Annotated in this window: 15 protein-coding genes; 4 read left to right on the forward strand and 11 right to left on the reverse strand. The window is 64.4% G+C overall.

What is annotated here, in order from left to right; all coding sequences use genetic code 11:
• Position 1: 1 nt before the first annotated feature.
• The 9 genes from LZC94_28675 to LZC94_28715 all read right to left on the reverse strand — a co-directional run bounded on the left by LZC94_28675 (position 2) and on the right by LZC94_28715 (position 12353).
• Positions 2-526, reverse strand: coding sequence for an NUDIX hydrolase (locus tag LZC94_28675; GenBank protein WXB11822.1), 525 nt, complete (start codon positions 524-526; stop codon positions 2-4).
• The gene (locus tag LZC94_28680; GenBank protein WXB11823.1) at positions 523-4359 is read right to left on the reverse strand and encodes an acyltransferase domain-containing protein; all 3837 of its coding nucleotides are present in this window, start codon (positions 4357-4359) and stop codon (positions 523-525) included. The genes LZC94_28675 and LZC94_28680 overlap by 4 nt, the downstream gene beginning before the upstream one ends.
• Positions 4359-5165 carry an alpha/beta fold hydrolase gene (locus LZC94_28685; GenBank protein WXB11824.1) on the reverse strand — a complete coding sequence of 269 codons (807 nt, stop codon included), beginning with the start codon at positions 5163-5165 and terminating at the stop codon, positions 4359-4361. The genes LZC94_28680 and LZC94_28685 overlap by 1 nt, the downstream gene beginning before the upstream one ends.
• On the reverse strand, positions 5162-6511 hold the full coding sequence (locus LZC94_28690) for a cytochrome P450 (GenBank protein WXB11825.1): 1350 nt from the start codon (positions 6509-6511) through the stop codon (positions 5162-5164). Before LZC94_28690 ends, LZC94_28685 begins: the two co-directional genes overlap by 4 nt.
• The gene (locus tag LZC94_28695; protein WXB11826.1) at positions 6508-6834 is read right to left on the reverse strand and encodes an acyl carrier protein; all 327 of its coding nucleotides are present in this window, start codon (positions 6832-6834) and stop codon (positions 6508-6510) included. Before LZC94_28695 ends, LZC94_28690 begins: the two co-directional genes overlap by 4 nt.
• Positions 6809-8965: a polyketide synthase gene (locus LZC94_28700; protein ID WXB11827.1), complete on the reverse strand. Its 2157-nt coding sequence runs from the start codon at positions 8963-8965 to the stop codon at positions 6809-6811. Before LZC94_28700 ends, LZC94_28695 begins: the two co-directional genes overlap by 26 nt.
• A 53-nt stretch (positions 8966-9018) precedes the next feature.
• Positions 9019-9918 carry a cyclopropane-fatty-acyl-phospholipid synthase family protein gene (locus tag LZC94_28705; GenBank protein WXB11828.1) on the reverse strand — a complete coding sequence of 300 codons (900 nt, stop codon included), beginning with the start codon at positions 9916-9918 and terminating at the stop codon, positions 9019-9021.
• Positions 9915-10247 (reverse strand): acyl carrier protein, encoded by a 333-nt coding sequence (locus LZC94_28710; protein WXB11829.1) that lies wholly within the window; start codon positions 10245-10247, stop codon positions 9915-9917. The genes LZC94_28705 and LZC94_28710 overlap by 4 nt, the downstream gene beginning before the upstream one ends.
• Positions 10248-10331: 84 nt before the next feature.
• On the reverse strand, positions 10332-12353 hold the full coding sequence (locus LZC94_28715; GenBank protein ID WXB11830.1) for an acyl-CoA desaturase: 2022 nt from the start codon (positions 12351-12353) through the stop codon (positions 10332-10334).
• Between the two features lie 195 nt (positions 12354-12548).
• On the opposite strand from LZC94_28715, the gene LZC94_28720 reads away from it, so the two are divergent.
• From LZC94_28720 to LZC94_28735, 4 genes are all read left to right on the forward strand, one after another.
• Positions 12549-12839, forward strand: a complete 291-nt coding sequence (locus LZC94_28720; GenBank protein ID WXB11831.1) for a hypothetical protein — start codon at positions 12549-12551, stop codon at positions 12837-12839.
• 423 nt (positions 12840-13262) lie between these two features.
• A complete protein-coding gene (locus LZC94_28725; protein WXB11832.1) occupies positions 13263-14192 on the forward strand; it encodes an acyl-CoA desaturase in 930 nt (309 codons plus the stop codon).
• A 154-nt stretch (positions 14193-14346) separates the two neighbouring features.
• Positions 14347-16014 (forward strand): fatty acyl-AMP ligase, encoded by a 1668-nt coding sequence (locus LZC94_28730; GenBank protein WXB20259.1) that lies wholly within the window; start codon positions 14347-14349, stop codon positions 16012-16014.
• Positions 16015-16077: 63 nt separating this feature from the next.
• Positions 16078-16998, forward strand: coding sequence for an enoyl-[acyl-carrier-protein] reductase (locus LZC94_28735; GenBank protein ID WXB11833.1), 921 nt, complete (start codon positions 16078-16080; stop codon positions 16996-16998).
• Positions 16999-17557: 559 nt separating this feature from the next.
• Here LZC94_28735 and LZC94_28740 read toward each other — a convergent pair.
• Both LZC94_28740 and LZC94_28745 read right to left on the reverse strand, forming a co-directional pair.
• On the reverse strand, positions 17558-18103 hold the full coding sequence (locus LZC94_28740; GenBank protein WXB11834.1) for a hypothetical protein: 546 nt from the start codon (positions 18101-18103) through the stop codon (positions 17558-17560).
• A gap of 301 nt (positions 18104-18404) precedes the next feature.
• Entirely contained in the window at positions 18405-18554 is a 150-nt protein-coding gene (locus tag LZC94_28745; protein WXB11835.1) for a hypothetical protein, read from the reverse strand.
• Positions 18555-18601 lie beyond the last annotated feature (47 nt).

The raw sequence follows: 18601 nt of genomic DNA on the forward strand, positions 1-18601 counted from the left end.
TTCAGCCCTTCTTCCAGCCGGAGATGTCGATCATTTCGGGTTCATGCCCGCGACTGCGAAGCCAATCGCGGAGCGCGAATCCCGTCCCTGCAGGCCAGGCGCGGCATTCCGGGAGCGCCACTCTCTTGAAATCCACGAGCTCGTCGCCGAGCACGATCGTCCCATGCGCCTCGACGTGATAGGCGATGATCACCTGATTCATCTCCGGGAATGCATACACACCGATCAGTGTCCCGGAGTCCCCCTTCAGCCCGAGCTCCTCCTCGACCTCCCGCAGGACGGCTCGCTCGGGCGTCTCACCGCGTTCGAGAAAACCGCTAATCAAGCCATAGAACGGAACCGGCCAGGATCGGTTGCGCGCCAGCACGACGCGCCCGTCGTGCTCGACGACGGCGGCGACCACCGGTGTAGGATTGTCATAGAGGACAAATCCACATCGCAGCGAGCAGGCCCGACGTTCCTCGTTTTCGACGCGTTGCTCGCTCAAGGGTGCCGCGCAGGCGGGACAAAATTTGAAAGCGCTCATCGTTGGTGACCTCTTTCCCTGTCTTCCCTGTCTTCCCTGTCTTCTCTGTTTTTCCGATTTTCTCGGCTCGGCACATTGAACGCGCTTGCTATGAGATTTGCCACCTCCGCCGCCTGCTGCTGGAGGAACATGTGCCCGCCCGGAAACGCTTGCAGTCGAAAGCTCCTCGCCGTCTCGTGCTTCCAGGCCTCCACGGAGAGCGCATCCAGCCATGGATCGTGTTCGCCGTAGAGGGCGGTGATGGGGGAAAACAGTTCGGGGCGTGGGCGATGGCGGTAGCTCATGAGCAGCCGTGCATCCGCATCGAGCCGCTCTTGGAGTACCCGCATGAAGACGCCGTCGTCCCGAAGGTTGGCGGGAAGCTCGAGGCCTGCGAGGCGGTCTTCTCCGTTCAGGAGGTCGCGCTTTTCGGCATGGAGACGGGGCCCCCACGAGCCACTGACGATGAGGTGCTGCGGGATCTTCGCCCCCGTGCGTTGCAGCTCGCGCGCGACCTCGAACGCAACATAGCTCCCCAGGCTATGACCGAAGAAGACGGCGAAGCGGTCGAGCCTCGGTGCAATCTGGCCCGCCAATACCGTGACGAGCGCTTCGAAGCTCGAAGGCAGCTCCTCGCGCAGGCGATGCTCCCGCCCAGGCAGTTGCACGGCGACGACCTCGGCGACCCCGGCAAACCTCGCACCCCAGTCGCGATACGCGGCTGCGCTTCCGCCTGCGTGGTGAAAGCAGAACAGACGCGCGGGGGCTCGGTCGTTCGGCATGTAGGTGACACACCACCGATCGGGGTCGGAGCGCCCGATGGGAGAGGGATCGCTCGCCCCGCGATGAAGGCAGATATCCACGAGCGACCGTGAAATGCCACTCAGATCCGTACCGCCGAGCAGCAACTCGAGGGGAACGGGCGCTCCCAGCGTATTCTCGAGATGGCGGCGCAGGGAGGCGACCATCGACGAGTCGACGCCGAGCTCCGAGAGCATGGCCCCGTCGTGGAAGTGATCCGCTTGCCCTCCGGTCACCGTCTCCAGGTGCGCTTTCACGAGGGCGAGCATGTGCGCCGTAGCCACGTCCGGCGGCTGCGCGCCAAGCGATGTCGTGAGCTCAGCCGAAGATGCCGTGGCCATCGGGCTCGGCGAAGGCGCTTCACCGTGGCCTCCGTCCGCGTTGGATTGAAACTGTGGACCGGATTCGAATGGCCAATAGCGTACGCGCTCGAAGGAATACTGCGGGATCGACCGCCAGCGCGCAGAGCCCTCCGGGTAGAGCGCCCGAAAATCGAGCGCGACGCCGCGTTCGTACAGGTCGGCGAGCGCCCGAAGGACGGCTGGCCACTCGCCTTGCCCGCCATGGATGGCGGAGGGGAGCACCGAGCTCACGGCGAGCTCCGGGGCCGCGTCCCGGAGCAGCCCCAAGAGAACCGGCCGCGCCCCAATCTCCAGCAGAATGTCGACCCCCTCGGCGCGCATGCGTTCGACCGCTCGCGCGAAGCGCACCGGCTCGCGCGCCTGCCGCCCCCAGTAGTCCGACGCATCCGACCTCGGATCGAACAGCTCGCCCGTCAGGGTGGAGATGAACGGCACACGAGGGGTGCCGAATCGAACGCCGCGCGCCGCTCCCCGAATGCCTTCGAGGGCCGCATCCATCGACGGCGAATGAAACGCGTGCGCGGCGGACAGCCTCGTGAAGGAGATCCCCTGCGCGGAAGCCTCGACGAGGAGCTCCTCGAGCTGTGTGGCCGCACCGGCGACGACGACGCTGGCGCGCCCGTTCACCGCGGCCACGCACACCGCCCCCCGGCGGGAGCCGGCCAATGCGCGAGCCCGCTCCTCGGAGGTGAAGACGGCGGCCATGGCCCCTTCGGGGCACGCTTGCATGTGCGCCGCGCGCGCATCCACGATGCGCGATGCCTCGAGCTCGGACAAAGCCCCGCAAGCTACCGCGGCCGCGAGCTCGCCGCAGCTATGCCCCAGGACGGCGGCCGGCCGTATACCGAAACGGCCGAGCATCTCTGTGAGCGCCACTTCGAGGACGAACAACGCGGGCTGCGCGTAACGCGTTCGGTGCAGCGCGGAGCTGCAAGATGCCTCGAACATGGCCTGCATCAACGATGGCTCGTTCAGCGTCATTCGGCGCAGCAACCGGTCGACGGCGGCTCGGAACACGGGCTGCGAGCCATAGAGCTCCGCGCCCATCCCGCTCGCCTGCGATCCCTGCCCCGCGTATACGAAAGCAATCTTGGGAGCACGGCGCGGGACGGGGCGTCTCGCTTGCCGGGCAACGTTCGACGCGAGATTCGTCAACGCGCGCACGGCGTCCTCGCCTTCCGTCAGCACCAGCGCCGCGCGTTGATGCAAATGCGCCCGACCCGAGCCGGCCGTAAAGCACATATCGGCCAGATCGTGCGGGCCGCCTTGGCGTTCGAGCAGCTGCCCGTAGCGCAAGGCCAATCGCGACAGGGCCGCGGGCGTCTTGGCGCTGATGCACAAGAGGTGAGCCCGCCGGCCGTGGAGCTCGCACGGGCGTTCGTGCGACGGTGGCGGAGCCTCCAGCACCACATGCGCGTTCGTCCCGCCCACACCAAAGGAGCTCACCGCGCCGATTCGAGGCAGCTCGGGCGGCCATGGCTCCGTACGCGTAGGCACGCGCAAAGGCAGTCGATCGAAGGGGATCAGGGGATTGCTCACGGCAAAGTGGAGGTTGGGCGGAACGATCCCGTGGCGCACCACCAGCGCCGCCTTGATGAGGCCCGCGACGCCGGCCGACGCCTCCAAGTGGCCGAAATTGGACTTGACGCTCCCGACCCAAGCGGGCCGATTGGCCGGCCGTCCCTCGCGCAGAACACTACCCAGGGCGTTCATCTCGATCGGATCGCCCAAGCGCGTTCCCGTGCCATGGGCTTCGACGTACCCCACATCGGAGGGCGCCACACCGGCAACGCGGTATGCGTCCCGGAGAAGCCGGATCTGCGCTGCGGGATTGGGCGCGCTGAGGCCGTTGCTCCGGCCGTCCTGGTTCACGGCGCTGCCGCGGATGACCGCCGCGATGGGATCCCCATCGCGCAGCGCATCTCGAAGGCGTTTGAGGACGACGATGCCCGTGCCTTCTCCGCGAACATAGCCGCTGGCGGCATCCGAGAAGGTCTTGCACCGGCCGTGGGGGGCCAAGAATCCGCCCTTCGACGCCGCAACGGTCACCCAAGGAGCTAACACGGTGTGGGTGCCTCCTGCGATCGCCATCGAGCATTCGCCGAGGCGAAGGCTCTGACACGCAAGATGCGTGGCGACCAAGGATGACGAGCACGCGGTGTCGACCGCGACGCTGGGGCCCGTCCAGTCGAAGAAGTATGCCAGGCGATTCGCCGCCACGCTGTAAGCGTTGCCGGTGATCGTATAACCGTTGAAGAGCTCCATCCGCTCGGCGAGCCGCTCGTAATAGTCGAAGCTCGCGACGCCAATAAACGTGCCCACCGCCTTGCCGGCCAGCGCGTCCGCGGGGATGCACGCGTCCTCGAGCGCGGACCACGTCGCTTCCAGCAGGAGGCGCTGCTGGGGCGCCATCTGGATCGCTTCGTTGGGCGCGATGCCGAAGAACTCGGCGTCGAAGTACTCCACATCGTCCACGAAGCCGCCGAAGCGGGTGCTCATGGTGCCTGGCGTCATCGGGTCGGGATCGTAAAAGGCGTCGATCGACCAGCGCAGCGGTGGCACCTCTTGGATGGCATCGACGCCATCCAAGAGCATCTGCCAATAGTGGGCGATGGACTCTGCTTTGGGAAATCGGCACGCCATGCCGACGATGGCAATGGGGTCGAGCGACGAATCGCGAGCATCGGACATCACGGCACCCGGAGGTTCGGCGCGTTCGCGTTCGCGCTCGTGCTTGGTGCGATGTACTGCGCGGCCGGCGGCAGCGCCAAGCAGAAACGCTCCGCCAGCTCGTGGAAGCACGCGCGGGGGAAGAAATGCCCGCCTGGATACCCCCAGACCGTGAGCGCCCGGGTCGTCTGAGACTGCCACGCACGAATGTCCGACAGACTGCACACGGGATCGTCCGCGCCGTACAGGCCGACGATGGGACAGGTCAATGGCTCCTCCTCGGTATACGCGTAACAGGTATTGGCCTGCAGATCCGCGCGCACCGTGGGAAGAAAGGTGCTCACGACTTTTGCGTCGATACGCGTATCGAGTTGAAGCCCGCCATAGGAGCGAACCGACTCGATGAGCTGCTCGTCGGGCAAGTGGTAGACGGGCGGGTACGGATACGGCAATTGAGGCGCCGGCCGGCACGCCACGAACAGCATCGAGGGGGCGACGCCTACCCTTCGGAGCGCACGTGCCAGCTCGAACGCAATCAGCGCACCGTAGCTATGGCCGTAGAGCGCGACGGGTCTCTCGAAGAGGGGGAGCAGCGCAGGGAGCATCCTCTCGATCAAGGGCCCGACATGACGGAACGGCGCTTCCGCGAAGCGCAGCTCGCGCCCGGGGAGAAGCACACCCATGAACTGCACCACGCGGTGCCGGGGCGCGTTCCACCGCTCGAACGCGATGGCCCCGGCACCCGCGGCATTGAAGCAAAGGACGAGCGTCTCGGCCGAATCGTCCGGCCCGCGGATCAACCATGGGTTTTCGGATGCCGCCGTCACGCGTTCGACCCTCCTGCTCCGATGGAGTAGATCGGCGAAGGCGTGAACCGCACCGGTAGGCTCAGCATGCCTCGCAGCACGGTATGGCTACGCCACGCGATGTCCGCTTCCGGATCGACCAATCGAAGATCCGGCATCCGCTCGAGCAGGATTTTGAAGGCCTCCTGTGCCTCGAGACGCGCCAAGCCGGCTCCCACGCACAAATGGCGGCCGTCCGCGAAGGACATGTGCTGGTTGTTCTCGCGCTCGAGCAGCAGGCTCGTGGGATTCACGAAGCGTTCGGGATCGCGATTGGCCGATCCGAGCGCCACGTACACTTGCTCGCCCGCTTTGATGTGCTTGTCCCCGATGAGATAATCTTTCAGGGCGGTGCGCGAGGTCATTTGCAGCGGGGCGTCGTAACGAAGCAGCTCCTCGACGGCGCTCGGCATGATCTCCGGCCGGCTTCGCAGGTATGCGCGCTCGTCCGGATGACGGATCAGCGCGAGTGAGCCATTGCCAATGAGATTGACGACGGTCTCCTCACCGGCTCCGAAGTTCAGCAGGATGATCGAGACCAGCTCCGCCTCCGTGAGCTTGTCCTGGTCGTCGCGGGCCGCGATGAGCGCGCTGATGAGATCATCTTGGGGATCCTCCCGCCGCAAGGCGATCAGGCCGCGAGCGTACTCCATGAATGCCGCCGAGCAGCGGTTCAGCGCTTCGTACTCCTCCATCGACACCAGCGGATCGAAGATGCGGCCGATGACCTCCGCCCACGCAACGCACTGGGGAAAGTCGCGCGCGGGGATCCCGAGCAGATGCGCGATCACGTTTTGCGGGAGACGTACGGCGAAGTCCTGCATGAGATCCATGCGACCTTCCCGCATGAGCGGATCGAGAAAAGCCGCGGCGCAGCTCTGCACATAGCCGCGCAAGCGTTCCACCGTATGTTTGTGAAAGGCGCCGGTGACGAGGCGGCGAAGGCGCGTGTGATCGGGCGCCTCGAGGAACGCAAACCAATTCTCCGAGTTGGCGATGAGCGCATCGAGGTTTTCGGGCTGGTTGGGGACCAGCTTGCGCGTCTTGAGCAGCTCGTTCTTACGCTTCAGTTGGCCGGGCACGTCCTGCACGCTGAAGCTCGGGTTCCTCAAGACCTCACGCACGTGCTTGTATTTGCCGAGGAACCACACGCCGAACGGGCTCCTGTGGACGGGGTCTTCGTTCCGGAGCCGTTCGTAATGAGGATACGGATTTTGGTTGAAGGCGCGATCTCGCGGGTTGAAGAACAAATTCTTCGGGACCCCGCTCGTGGCAGGAAAACGCGGAACCGCCGGCGGCGGCCGCAATGGTCGGAGCTCGTTCGTCATTGTCCCAACCTCGATGCAGAGGGTTGATGGGTGGCTTCGCGCAGCGGCAACGCCAAGCCGGGCAGCGCTCCCGCGAGAACCGCGATCGTCGGATACTCCCAGAACAGCGTGATCGGCAACTCTCGATCGAGCCAGACGGACAGCTGGTTCGTGACGCTGACCGCGACCGAGGAATCGAGCTGAAAGTCGGCGAAGGGCCGGCCGACGTCCACTTCGTCGCGCGATAGGTTTGCAATCGAGGCCATTTTGTCGACCAACCACTCTTCGATCGCACCGCGGTCGCGTGCCGGAACCACTTCAATTGGATTCTCGTAAGTCGTCATTGCCCCTCTCCATGAATTCTTCGGCCACCGGCGTGCTCCGGTTGACGCTCATTTGGTGTTTGACATCGAGAAGCGTTGCGTCGTCCGAAGCGGGTAGCGTCCAGTGACGCGCGCGCTCGAATGGATAGACGGGCACCTGGTGCGATCGAGTCCTGGTCATGGCGGCGTAATACGCGCGCCAGTCGACGAAGAAGCCGTTCTCGTAGAGTCGTGCAAGTAACGTGGCGGAGCTCGATCCCCCGCCGATGGGGGAGGGCACCAGGTCGAGCATTGGCCCCGCGCCTGCGCGAAGGGACTTGGGGCGCGGGTGCTCGGGGCCCCGAGAGAGCCGATCGGCGAGGTACTTCGCGCGTCGATCGAGCTCGTCGCCATGACCGATCAAGCCGTCGGGGACGACGCCAAGATCCTCGAGCAAGCGCAGCTGGGCCAGATCGGATGCTACGCACTCCGCGACCCGCGGATCGCCCTGCATGCGCCGCTCTTCGGCGTGGTAGGCCTGCCAGCGTGCGTTCCAGGGGCCTGGCCAGTCCGATGGTCGCGGTTCGGCAGCTGTGGAAAGGCGTACCATCAAGCCGGTTCGCCTTGCCGCTGCGCGCGGGGCCTGCTCCCATGAGCCCAGGATCCGGCGGAGCTCATCGATCGCAGAAGCCGGATCTCCGGCCACGATGGCGATGCCATATGGCAGGTGTGCCCGTCCGCCGGCTGCCGTCGCGCAATACGCAACGTATTCGCGGCCCGATGCGACCTCGTTCAGAGCAGCCACGTGCCGCTCCACGAGACGCATCAGCGCGGCGGGACTGTTTGCGGAAATGATCAGCGGACCGTAGAAGCCGGTGGGGAGCATTTGGTCACCAGGAAGAACACCAGGGAGAGCCGGCGCCTGCTCGAGCACCATATGGCAGACCGCGCCGCCGAAACTAAAGCTGCTTACGCCCGCGCGGCGCGGCCCATCTCCGCTCGGCCACACCGCGAGATGGTGCGCCACACGAAATGGAGTCCCCGATAATTTGAGCTGCGCGTTCTCTCGCTCCGCGTGGAGCGATGGTGGCACTTCGCCATGTTCAATCGCCAGGATGCTCTTGATCAGGCTCGCGATCCCCGCCGCGCCCTCGAGGTGCCCCAGGTTCGATTTGACCGATCCGATGTAGCACCGGCGGTCGAGGTCGCGCGCCTCCGACAGCGCGCGCACGGCGGCTCTCACCTCGATCACGTCCCCCAGCATCGTCCCGGCGCTGTGAGCCTCGAGATAGCCTATCGACGCAGCGGGCACCCCGCCCTGCTGCAAGGCGGCCTGCAGCACCCGCTGCTGGGCCTCGCCAAATGGCGCCGACAGCCCATTGCTTGGCCCGTTGTGCTGAACGGCGGACCCCACGATCGTCGCCAGCACGCGGTCGCCGTCGGCCAGCGCGTCGCTCAACCGCTTCAGCACCAGGGCACCCGCACCTTCGCCGCAGACATACCCATCGGCATCTGCGGAAAAGCTCCTGGTCAATCCGTGCTGGGAGAGCAACCGACCGTGGGAGAACGCGACCATATTTGCCGGTGAGAGAATGAGTTGGACGCCGCCCGCGATGGCGAGCTCGCACTCCTCCAGCCAAAGCCCCTGACATGCCAGATGCACCGAGGTGATCGACGATGCACAGGCAGCATCGATCGCGATGCTCGGCCCCGTCAGGCCCAGCGTGTACGAAATTCGGTTGGCGATGACCGCACCGCTCGACCCCGTGCTCGAATCGAAGGTCAAGCCGTTGAAACGGTTGGCAACCCGTCGGTCGAAGTCACGTGTGCTGAATCCAAAGTAGACGCCCGTTGGGGATCGTTCGAGGGACCTGGGATTGATGCCCGCGTGTTCGAGCGCGTGCCACGCAACCTCCAAAGCCATCCCTTGCTGCGGATCCATCGCTGCGGATTCTTCCGAGCCGATGCCGAACAGTCTTCGATCGAAGGCGTCACCGTCCTCGACGAAGCCGCCCACCCGGCAATAGGCTTTACCGGGCTCTATTGCCCCGTTCGAGCAAAACGCCGCCGTATTCCAGCGATCCGCCGGGTGCGAGGAGAGTGCGTGCCGGCCTTCGCGCAGCAACTTCCAGAACGCCGCCGGCCCCTCCGCGCCCGGAAAGCGGCAACCCATGCCGACGATGGCGATGGGTTCCCTCGCCCGGGGGTTGCGTGGTGCGCCGGACGTCACTGCATCACCGAAGCGGCATCCGAATCGACGCGACGGAATGCGACCCGCGCAAGGTTGAGCGCGCCGATGTGAAAAGCGACGACCATCGTCGCAAGGTACCGCTCGTAGCGCTGGAAGCCATCGCGATGGACGATGTCCTCGACCTCCGCCCTCTTGTTGCGCAGATTCGATAACCACGCGCGCAGCGTCCGCGCGTAGTGCGCGCGATCGTTGCGTAGCTCGACGAGCTCGAAGTAGCCCTCCGCCGCGTTCAACAGCTCCGGCAAGTGGGGCAGATCCGACTCTGGAAAGATCTCTTCCGAGAAGAAGCGACCAAACTGGCTTCGATCGGAGCGCTCGTAGGTAATCGACTGAATCGACATCCGGCCACCGGGAACGAGCGCGCGATGGCACGATTGGAAGAACGCCCTATACCCTGCCCGCTTCTCCACGGCGCTCTGGTCGAGCCGGGCGAAATGCTCGAAGGCTCCGATGGAGACGATGGCATCGTATCCGAGGTCCGGAGCATGGGTCTGCCAGCCCTCCAGCCTTACGTTCACATGCGGCATGGGAGACTGCGCGATGTGCCCGAGCTGTGCGCTGCTGAGCGTGAGCCCGGTGGCGGTCAAGCCGGGCGCGCGCTCCTTGGCCCTGCGCAGAAGGCTCCCCCAACCGCAACCGATGTCGAGCAAGCGGCGGCACGACTCCACGTCGACCCGGTCCAAATGCCAGTCCAACTTGTTTCTTTGGGCTTCTCGGAGCGATTCGTCTCCGTGCCAAAGGGCGGCCGAATACGTCATCGTCTCGTCCAGCCACAACTCGTAGAAGGCGTTGCCGACGTCGTAGTGGTGCGCGATGGCGGCCTGCGAAGCCCCCGTGGTCGCAGCTGCGTTTGCCTGCAGATCGGGTTGGGTCATGGTGCACCGGCAGCAGCCTTCGCCTGGCGCTGGCTTCGCTCGAGCGCCGCCTGTACGCGCGGCTGCGCCGCCAGCATCGCGGCGAGCTTCTCGATCGTGGGATGGTCGTAGGGAGCGGCAGGGTCGACTTCGATGCCGAGCCACTCCCCCAGCTCGCCCGTCATCGCCACAGCCACGGACGAATCCAGACCGAGTCGTTTGAAAGGCGCCTGGCGGTCGATGCGTGACTGCTCCACATCCAAAGTTGTCGCGATGTAGCCGACGATCCAGTCGGCAATGACACCGTGCGGGCTCTGATTCTCTGCGGAATTGCTTTGCGTTATCGACATGATTTTCGTATCTCCGAAGGCGCCTCGCGGAGGTCGCGGAGCGGCCGTGAGGTTATGAAAAGAGTTATGAGAAGAAGAGCGCCCTCAAGGGCTCTCGGATTCTGTGTGCTCACCGGGCACCTCCCGCAGGTCTTGCGCGTCGTGCGCGTCGTGCGCGTCGTGCGCGTCGTGCGCGTCACGTGAATCGCATGGCTCGAGCGCGGGCGCGCTCACGGCTCGCTGGGCAAGCACTCGCAAGCTCGCGCGCTTGACATGGGTGACGAGGCCCACGCGCTCGAGAAGGAGGATCAGCAGCCCGCCCAGATCGAGCTGCCACGGCGAGAGCCCAAAGACGGCGGAGCTCGGCGCAACGTGATGGTTGTTGTGCCACGCTTCTCCGAGCGTGGGCAAAGCCAACCACGGGTTGTTCCGACTTCGATCCGGTGTGGCGAATGGCCGGCTTCCGAACAGATGCGCGACGGAGTTGATCGAGTTCGTCACATGGTAGGTCGCGAAGAGCCGCACGCCGGCGCCCCACACCAAGCCTTCCAGCGCGCCCCGAGCGTCCCGCGTGATGATGAAACCCAATGCCGTCGGCAGGATGATGCCAAGGGCGACCCAGGTGAAGTAGCGTCGATTCAGGCTCATCACGAGCGGGTCGCGCAGCAGGCTCTTACAGAAATACGTGGCGTTCGTCATGGCGTGGTCGTACGTCCAACCTGCGTGCGCGTGCCAGAACCCCCGCAGGCCGCCGAGCGGCCGCCCCTCATCGTCGTGTGGAGAATGCGGATCGCCCGCCAAATCCGAGAACCGATGGTGACGCCGATGATTGGCGACCCAATAGAGCGGCGGCCCCTGTGCGGCCATGGATGCAAGAACGACCAGCCCCGTGGCAATCACCGGGTGGGGGCGGAACGATCGATGCGACAGAAAACGGTGAAAGCCCACCGTAATGCCGGTCATCGTGAGCAGGTACGACGCTACGCAAAGGGCTACCGCCCACCCGCTCCAGGCGCCTGCCGCGAGACACCACCCGGCATAGAGGGTCGCGGCGAGCGGCAGTATCAGTATCGCCAGGGCGTGTAGCTTCTGCGCCAACGGCGCGCGGTGGTCTGCAAAGTATGCCCGTTCGGCCCCCGCGCGCCGCGGCGCGACGGGACTCGAAACAGGGGCCGTGCGAGGGGCCATGCGAGCGGCCAACGCCGTCGGCGTAGGCCGTTTCAGGTCGGAGGCAAGGCCCAGGCGCTCCAGCAGCCAAAGCGTGTAGGCACATACGTCTACCTGCCACCAGCGCAGACCGTGCACGGCCGAGGAAGGAAATGCGTGGTGATTGTTGTGCCAGCCGTCCCCGAACGTCGACAGCGCGCAGAATAGGTTGTTGCGACTCCGATCTTTCGTCACGAACGGCCGAGAGCCGAACAAGTGCCCAAGGGAGTTCACGCTCCACGTGGCATTCTGGACGAGACAGATGCGCGCGAGGCCGCCCCAGATCAAGCCGTGCCACGCACCGCCCCACGACATCGTCCATAGCGCGCCGGCCAGCGCGGGGAGCAGGAGGCCCGCCACCAACCATACGAGGTGCATGGCGCTCAACCAAGCCACCCGTCGATCTCGAATGAGGTCGGAGCAATGCACCGTCGAGAGGTAGCGGACTCGGTCACCCTGAAGTTCATCGCCCTGAAACCAGCCCGCGTGCGCGTGCCACCAACGCGTCAGGAGGTTCTTTTCGCCGTTGGCATACGGTGAATGAGGATCGCCCTCTTGATCCGTGTACCGATGATGCCGACGATGGATCGCGGCCCAATAGATGAGCGGTCCTTGCGCGGCCATGGCCCCCGCGATGGCAAGGAAGATCTCGACGGATCGGGATGCACGGAACGCGCGGTGCGAAAAGTAACGGTGAAATCCGAGGTGGACCCCCAGGATCGTGACGCCGTACATCACGAGCAGAAGCGTAAAATCGAAGCGCGTCGCGGTCGCGAGCACGAGATGGGAGACGGCCACCGCAACGCCGGCGAGCGGAAACCAGAACATCGCCCTCGCGATGTAGCGCTCGCGACGAATCGCCTGTCCGTCTCCGTCTCCGTTGATGTTGATGTTGACGCCGATGTCGACGCGGTCCGTCATGGGAATCGAAGCTTCGGGGCGCGAAGGAGTTGCTTGCTTCTCAGCGAGATCCATATCTGTCCTGTCCTATCTGCATGGCCTCGCACGACGCCTGCTGGTAGACCTGCCGGAGATACGTTCGACGAATCGTCCCGTGCGGGTTTCGCGCTCACCAATCAAACCCGGTGCGATTCGCAATGCGGAGCGGAGCCAAACATGAAGCCATTCCTCGCCTTGGTCAAGCTACTCGCCATCTTAAAAATTAATTTGCCATATTTAAATTCAATGCTCGCTTATCGCGATCCGTCGCGACGTCGCAAGCTCGGATCGATGATTCGCCATGGACCTATGCGGGCTCCGCGAATTGCGTTCACCGGGCTGTCTGGCATTGCGTTGATGTCAAATCGCAATCGATCCCGTTATCTCAATCGGCGAACCAAATTCGCCTTTGCGATGAATCCGCACCTGGATCAAAGTGCGCCGTCTCGGCATGGCGCAACGGTTTAGTTCGTGACGTCGCGACTGCGCGCCACGCGCAGACGGACTCGTTCGATCGATGCGAAATCGCGCGCGCGTGAGTCGATATCGTGGATCGGCGCGCTCGTAGAGAAGATGCTTCGGCGGCTTCCCAGCACGCATTTCGCTTTAAGCTTGAAATCAAATTCGACACACACTAAACGGAGAAACTGGTAGCCCCTCTACCTGCGAGGCGAGGAGGCGCGGGGTGAGTCGTCGGGACAAAGAGAATGACGAGGGGGGTGAGTCGAAGGCTTGGTGCTCGGGGGCTACCGTCGAACAACGGTTGCAGGCCCTCGCGCGCTTGGATTCACAGAGTGATCGACCGTGGAGCAACCGCGGGACAACTGGAGATAAAACGTGATGCAATCAATCGTCCGTGGATCCGAGACGCGCGCGCTCGGATCTCGAAAAATGAGCGCGAGGGAAACCGTGCAGGACCCGCAGCTGGACCGTGCGCGGTCGCTCCACGCAGGGGCGGTGCTCGTGCTCGGCCTGGCGGGCTTGGGCGTCGTCGGCGGGCTTGCCGCGACGGGCGCGCGACCCACCTTCGGGGACGTTCACGTCTTCCTGCTCTTCACGATTCCGACGGCGTTGGGCGCAACGATTGGATATCACCGGCACTTCGCGCACCGGAGCTTCACCGCCGGTCCCTGGGTTCGCGGCGTGCTGGCAATCCTTGGCTCCATGTGCATGCAAGGGCCAGTCATCTTCTGGGCCGCGCTGCACCGACGCCACCATCAGAATACGGATACTGCAGGAGACCCTCACTCTCCCCACGTCGACGATCAGGGTCGACCGCATCGAAGCAAACTGCACGGGTTATGGCACTCGTACATTGGATGGACGTTCGTTCATGAAATTCCGAACAGCGCCCACTACGTACCCGACCTGTTGCGCAGCCCATCGCTGATGCTCATCAACCGCCTCTACCCGGTCTGGGTGGTGATGGGTCTTCTTCTTCCAACGTTGTTGGGGGGCGTGCTGACCGCATCGTGGCAAGGCGCGCTGGCGGCTTTTGCTTGGGGCGGGGCGTTGAGGATCATTTTCTGGCATCACATGACGTGGTTCATCACCTCGATTGCGCACGTGCTCGGGAGTCGAGATCTCGCGAGCTCGGATCAGAGCAGGAACAACTTCTTGATGGCGCTCCCGACGTTGGGTGAATCCTGGCACAACAATCACCACACGTTTCCAACGTCCGCCCATGCGGGACTCGCATGGTGGCAGCTCGACCCCAGCGGGTGGGTCATCTCCGCGATGGCCAGCTTGAACCTCATTGCCAACGTGAAACGGCCGACCCAAGAAGCCATTGAGCTCAAGCGCAGAAAGAGGCGCGCGTGAGCGGGCGTGCTTTGCTTGCATCCGTTGACGAGAAAAACCACGAGGATTGGAGCGGTCCGATATGTCATTTACCCCCAAAGAAGTCGTTCAGCTCGTTCGATATCGCGCGCAACGACACCCCGATCGGCTTGCGTTCGCATTTCTCGAACATACGGTGCATGTCGAGCACGTCGAGCATGTTGGGCATATCGGGTCTGCCAGGCAGTTGGAGCGCGGGGAGCCGGCCGCCACATTTGGAGAGCTGTGCGCGCGTGCGGAATTCATGGCGGAGCAGATTGGGACGGTCTTGCGACCGGGCGATCGCGCGTTGCTACTCTACCCGCCGGGGCTCGAATTCATCTATGCGTTTCTTGGTTGCTTATTTGCGCGCGTCATCGCGGTTCCAGCCTATCCGCCCCGGCCGTCGGAGCCCTTGCTCCGCCTCGAACGAATTGCGCGCGATTGCCGGGCGGGCGCGGTGCTGACCTGCGCCGATTGGAGCGAGCCCATTGCGCGCATTTCTAGGGAATCCGCGGCATTTGCGGGCATGCACGTGTTGGCGATGAACGCCATCTCCTGTGAGCACGCGCCGGCCGGGCGCGCGGTCGATGTGGACCCGAGCTCCGTCGCGTTTCTTCAGTACACCTCCGGCTCCACCGGCGATCCGAAAGGGGTCATCGTAACCCATGACAACATCATGGATAATTCGCGGGCCATTCGCGACGCCTTTCAACATACCGAATCGAGCAGCGGTGTCGGCTGGCTTCCGCTGCAGCACGATATGGGGCTGCTTGGCCATGTGATTCAAACGCTGTATGTGGGCATGACATCGCGGATCATGTCGCCGATCCATTTCATTCAGAAGCCAGTGCGCTGGCTGCAAGCCATCTCTCGGTATCATGCGACGACCAGCGGCGGGCCCAACTTCGCGTACGACATGTGCGTTCACCGCGTCCGCGACGAGGATCTCGCGGCCCTGGACCTGAGCAGCTGGGAGGTCGCGTATTGCGGCGCGGAGCCCATTCGGGCCAAGACGCTGCGGAGATTCGCCGAGCGATTCGCGGTTTCGGGGTTCCGAAGCAAGGCGCTGTATCCATGTTATGGGCTGGCCGAAGCGACGCTCTTTGCAACGGGCGCTCCGAAGGGGCAAGGGCTGGTCTGTGACGAGCTCGATCCAAAAGAGCTCGAGAATGACGTGGTGCGCAGCTCACCCGAGGGCGAGGGGCTGACGATGGTGAGCTGCGGCTTCCCCCAGCCTGGTCAGTTCGTGGCCATCGCGGCCCCCACGCGCGACGTTCGGCTCGCGGCGCGCCAAGTGGGTGAAATCTGCATCGCGGGCGAACATGTATCACGGGGCTACTGGGGGGAAGCCCCGGAGCAAGCACGCGCGCGCCGAGTAAGCTTTGGAGACGATCCGAACCGGACCTACCTTCGAACCGGCGACTTGGGGTATCTATCCGAAGCAGGACTGTTCGTAACGGGCCGGATCAAAGATCTCATCATCGTCCGTGGTCGCAACTACTACCCTCAGGACCTCGAGTGGACGGCTCGCCACGCGCATCCTGCGCTCGCAGAACGCATCGGCGCGGCCTTCGCGATCCCGTCGGAGGGCGGCGAGCACCTGGTGCTCGTGCACGAGGTCACGAAATCGTCGCACCTCGACGTGGAGCAGGTGGCGACGGCAATCCGAGAGCGCATTGCCGAGGTGCACGAGCTAAGCGTGCACCGCGTACTCCTGATCCGGCCTGGCGCACTTCCGCGGACGTCGAGTGGCAAGGTCCGACGCGCGCAGTGCCGGGCCGACTTCCAAGCGGGCAAGCTTGCGGTCGGCAGAAACGAATGAACAAAGGCTCGCACACTCGAAACGCCTTGATCGACGCCCGAGAAAGGCGCAAATAGCTCGACCATGCTCAAAATCGATCTGGCTGGGCGAAGAGCGCTCGTGGCGGGTGTGGCAGACGACGGCGGCTTCGGCTTCGCCATAGCAAAGACGCTCGCGGAGGCGGGGGCGAAGGTGTGCGTCGGAACCTGGCCGCCGGCATTCGGTATTCTTCAAACGTTGCTTCGCCGCGGAAAGCTCGACGCGTCACGCAAGCTCTCCGATGGCTCGATGCTCGAGTTCGAGAAGATCTATCCACTGGATGCCGCGTTCGACACGCTCGATGGGGCGCCTGCCGAGGTTCGCGAGAACAAGCGGTATCGGGAGACCGGCGACTTTTCGATCGCGGGCCTCGCCGCGCAATTGAAGATCGATTTCGGCGATCGGCCGCTCGATATCGTGGTGCACGCGCTGGCCAACGGTCCCGAGGTGAAGAAGCCGCTGCTCGAGACCAGTCGTGCGGGCTACCTCGATGCGATCGGCGTGAGCGCCTACTCCATGGTCTCGATGGTGGCGCGCTTCGCGCCGCTCATGAACGAAGGCGGCACGTTTTTGTCGCTCACCTACATGGCCAGCGAACGGGTGATCCCGGGCTACGGCGGCGGCATGTCCTCGGCGAAGGCGGCCCTCGAGAGCGATACGCGCGTGCTCGCCTACGAGGCAGGGCGCAAATACGGGGTACGCGTGAATACGATTTCCGCAGGCCCCTGGGCATCGCGCGCAGCGAGCGCCACGGGAATCATCGACGCCATGGTCGAATATGCCGCACACAACTCTCCGCTCACGGATCCCATGAGCGCCGAGGAAGTTGGAAACGCCGCCGCGTTCCTCGTAAGCCCGCTGGCGAGTGGGATAACGGGAACGACCCTCTACGTGGACAAGGGCTATCACGCGATGGGGAAGGCCACCGCCGCGCGCTTCGGGACGGGAGCCGCCGACCCCGAGTGAGCCAGGAGCTCGCAGGATCGCGACGACCTGTACGCAGGTGCCCGTCCGTCGCGATCCGTGAGAGCGATGCGATTGTCATCGAAATCACCCTCGGAGAGGGCAGGACCATTCAGATGGCTCGGCGCAAAGCGCGCTACTGGGATGGCGTGATGCCGCTCGCCCAGTGTCCAAGCTCGCACCAGGTGAGCCGAATCGAAGAACCCGACGCATGGGCGATGGTGGTCCGAGACTCCCGGCGCGCGCGGATGGCCATAAGCGGCGAGGTTGAGGCGAACGGCGTCCAGTGCGAGCGCGCACGCGGTGAGTGTGACGGCGGGCTCGTCGGAGAGATAGTCGATGGCACCCAGCGGGCTGCTCGCCGGGCCCCAGCGCGCGAAAATTTGCCGCCAGGCGCCGGGGCTCCCGGCGCCGTCATCGCCCGTGACAACCGCGAAATGACCGGCGCCCATGCGTATGTCGACCCCGTGCGCGACCCGGCTCACGCGCATGCCTCGCCGGCCTGCAGCGGCTCCCCGTCGCAGCGAATCTTTCTTGCACCGACGGGACCTCGCAGCGCCCGCTATTGGGATGAAGGCCGCGACGCTCGAATCGTGCGGACGAGGGTCGCGTCGTCCAAATCGACCAACGACCGCCCCGCGAGAAATTGCCCCTCCTGAAAGACGACGGCCACCAAGGGGAACTCGGCATGAACGCGGTCGAGGTACCCGAGAAGGCGTGCATCGTCGATCACCCGGTGTCCCTGATACTCGAGTTGCACATTCCGCGACGGCGCCGTTTGGACGCGCCGCTCCACCCGTTCTTGCAAGGACGGCAGCGGCACGATTCGCGTGGCGTTCCGGCCGAGGTCGACCTTGAATGCCTTGGCGCCTCCGACCTCCGTAAAGCCAACGATGCGACCGCCGAACACATGGTCGCCAATGACCAGCGCGTCCGGATTCACCCACTCGCTCCGGCCATGCTCAGGCCACGCAAGATCGAGCCGAGCGGCCAGCGCCGCCGATGGAGGCTCGTGCGGAGCGTCGCCGACGAAGCGCAGCGTCCACCATAGGGTGTCTCCCGGATAGTCCGCCGGACACCCGGCATACTCGAACGCTCTTTTTGCCATCCCGATGAATCTGATTCAATCCGGCTTCGCGTGCAACAGCTCAACGTGAGATGCACCGGGCTCTTTCGCGCGGCGATTCGGTCGTTCACCACGTCCCCTCGCCTCCCTTCGAACTTCCTTGACGGCCATGCAGCTCGAGCACCGTCATCGACGGCACATGCAACCTTGGCCATCCTCCCGATGCGGACATCGGGCTTCGGCTCGGCATCATCCATCCGCCGTGGGAGGAGGCCAACGTTGAATGACGATATCGACATAACAATATCGCGCTCGATCCAAAACAATATCGTCAATACTTCAATTATTTACCGAACGCCGCACAGCTCATCGCCGGATGGTGGGTCGTCGCGGCGTGCACGCGTTCGACGTCGAGCACGTAACCATGCACCAGGGTCGCCCCCAACGCGACCAGCATGCCCGGGTGGACCGCACCGCCGAAGCGACGACGCATGGCGGCCGGCAGATGGCTACTGCCTCGCCATGCGCCCCGTACATGAA

The organism is Sorangiineae bacterium MSr11954 (assembly GCA_037157815.1).
GTDB classification, from domain to species: Bacteria; Myxococcota_A; Polyangia; order Polyangiales; family Polyangiaceae; genus Pendulispora; species Pendulispora albinea.

Coding starts and splice junctions, on each gene's coding strand:
- LZC94_28700 (WXB11827.1), bottom strand. CDS start 8,965: ATGGGTTGCCGCTTTCCGGGCGCGGAGGGGCCGGCGGCGTTCTGGAAG.
- LZC94_28745 (WXB11835.1), bottom strand. CDS start 18,554: ATGCGTCGTCGCTTCGGCGGTGCGGTCCACCCGGGCATGCTGGTCGCG.
- LZC94_28720 (WXB11831.1), top strand. CDS start 12,549: ATGAAGCCATTCCTCGCCTTGGTCAAGCTACTCGCCATCTTAAAAATT.
- LZC94_28690 (WXB11825.1), bottom strand. CDS start 6,511: ATGACGAACGAGCTCCGACCATTGCGGCCGCCGCCGGCGGTTCCGCGT.
- LZC94_28680 (WXB11823.1), bottom strand. CDS start 4,359: ATGTCCGATGCTCGCGATTCGTCGCTCGACCCCATTGCCATCGTCGGC.
- LZC94_28740 (WXB11834.1), bottom strand. CDS start 18,103: ATGGCAAAAAGAGCGTTCGAGTATGCCGGGTGTCCGGCGGACTATCCG.
- LZC94_28715 (WXB11830.1), bottom strand. CDS start 12,353: ATGACGGACCGCGTCGACATCGGCGTCAACATCAACATCAACGGAGAC.
- LZC94_28725 (WXB11832.1), top strand. CDS start 13,263: ATGAGCGCGAGGGAAACCGTGCAGGACCCGCAGCTGGACCGTGCGCGG.
- LZC94_28705 (WXB11828.1), bottom strand. CDS start 9,918: ATGACCCAACCCGATCTGCAGGCAAACGCAGCTGCGACCACGGGGGCT.
- LZC94_28710 (WXB11829.1), bottom strand. CDS start 10,247: ATGTCGATAACGCAAAGCAATTCCGCAGAGAATCAGAGCCCGCACGGT.
- LZC94_28695 (WXB11826.1), bottom strand. CDS start 6,834: ATGACGACTTACGAGAATCCAATTGAAGTGGTTCCGGCACGCGACCGC.
- LZC94_28675 (WXB11822.1), bottom strand. CDS start 526: ATGAGCGCTTTCAAATTTTGTCCCGCCTGCGCGGCACCCTTGAGCGAG.
- LZC94_28735 (WXB11833.1), top strand. CDS start 16,078: ATGCTCAAAATCGATCTGGCTGGGCGAAGAGCGCTCGTGGCGGGTGTG.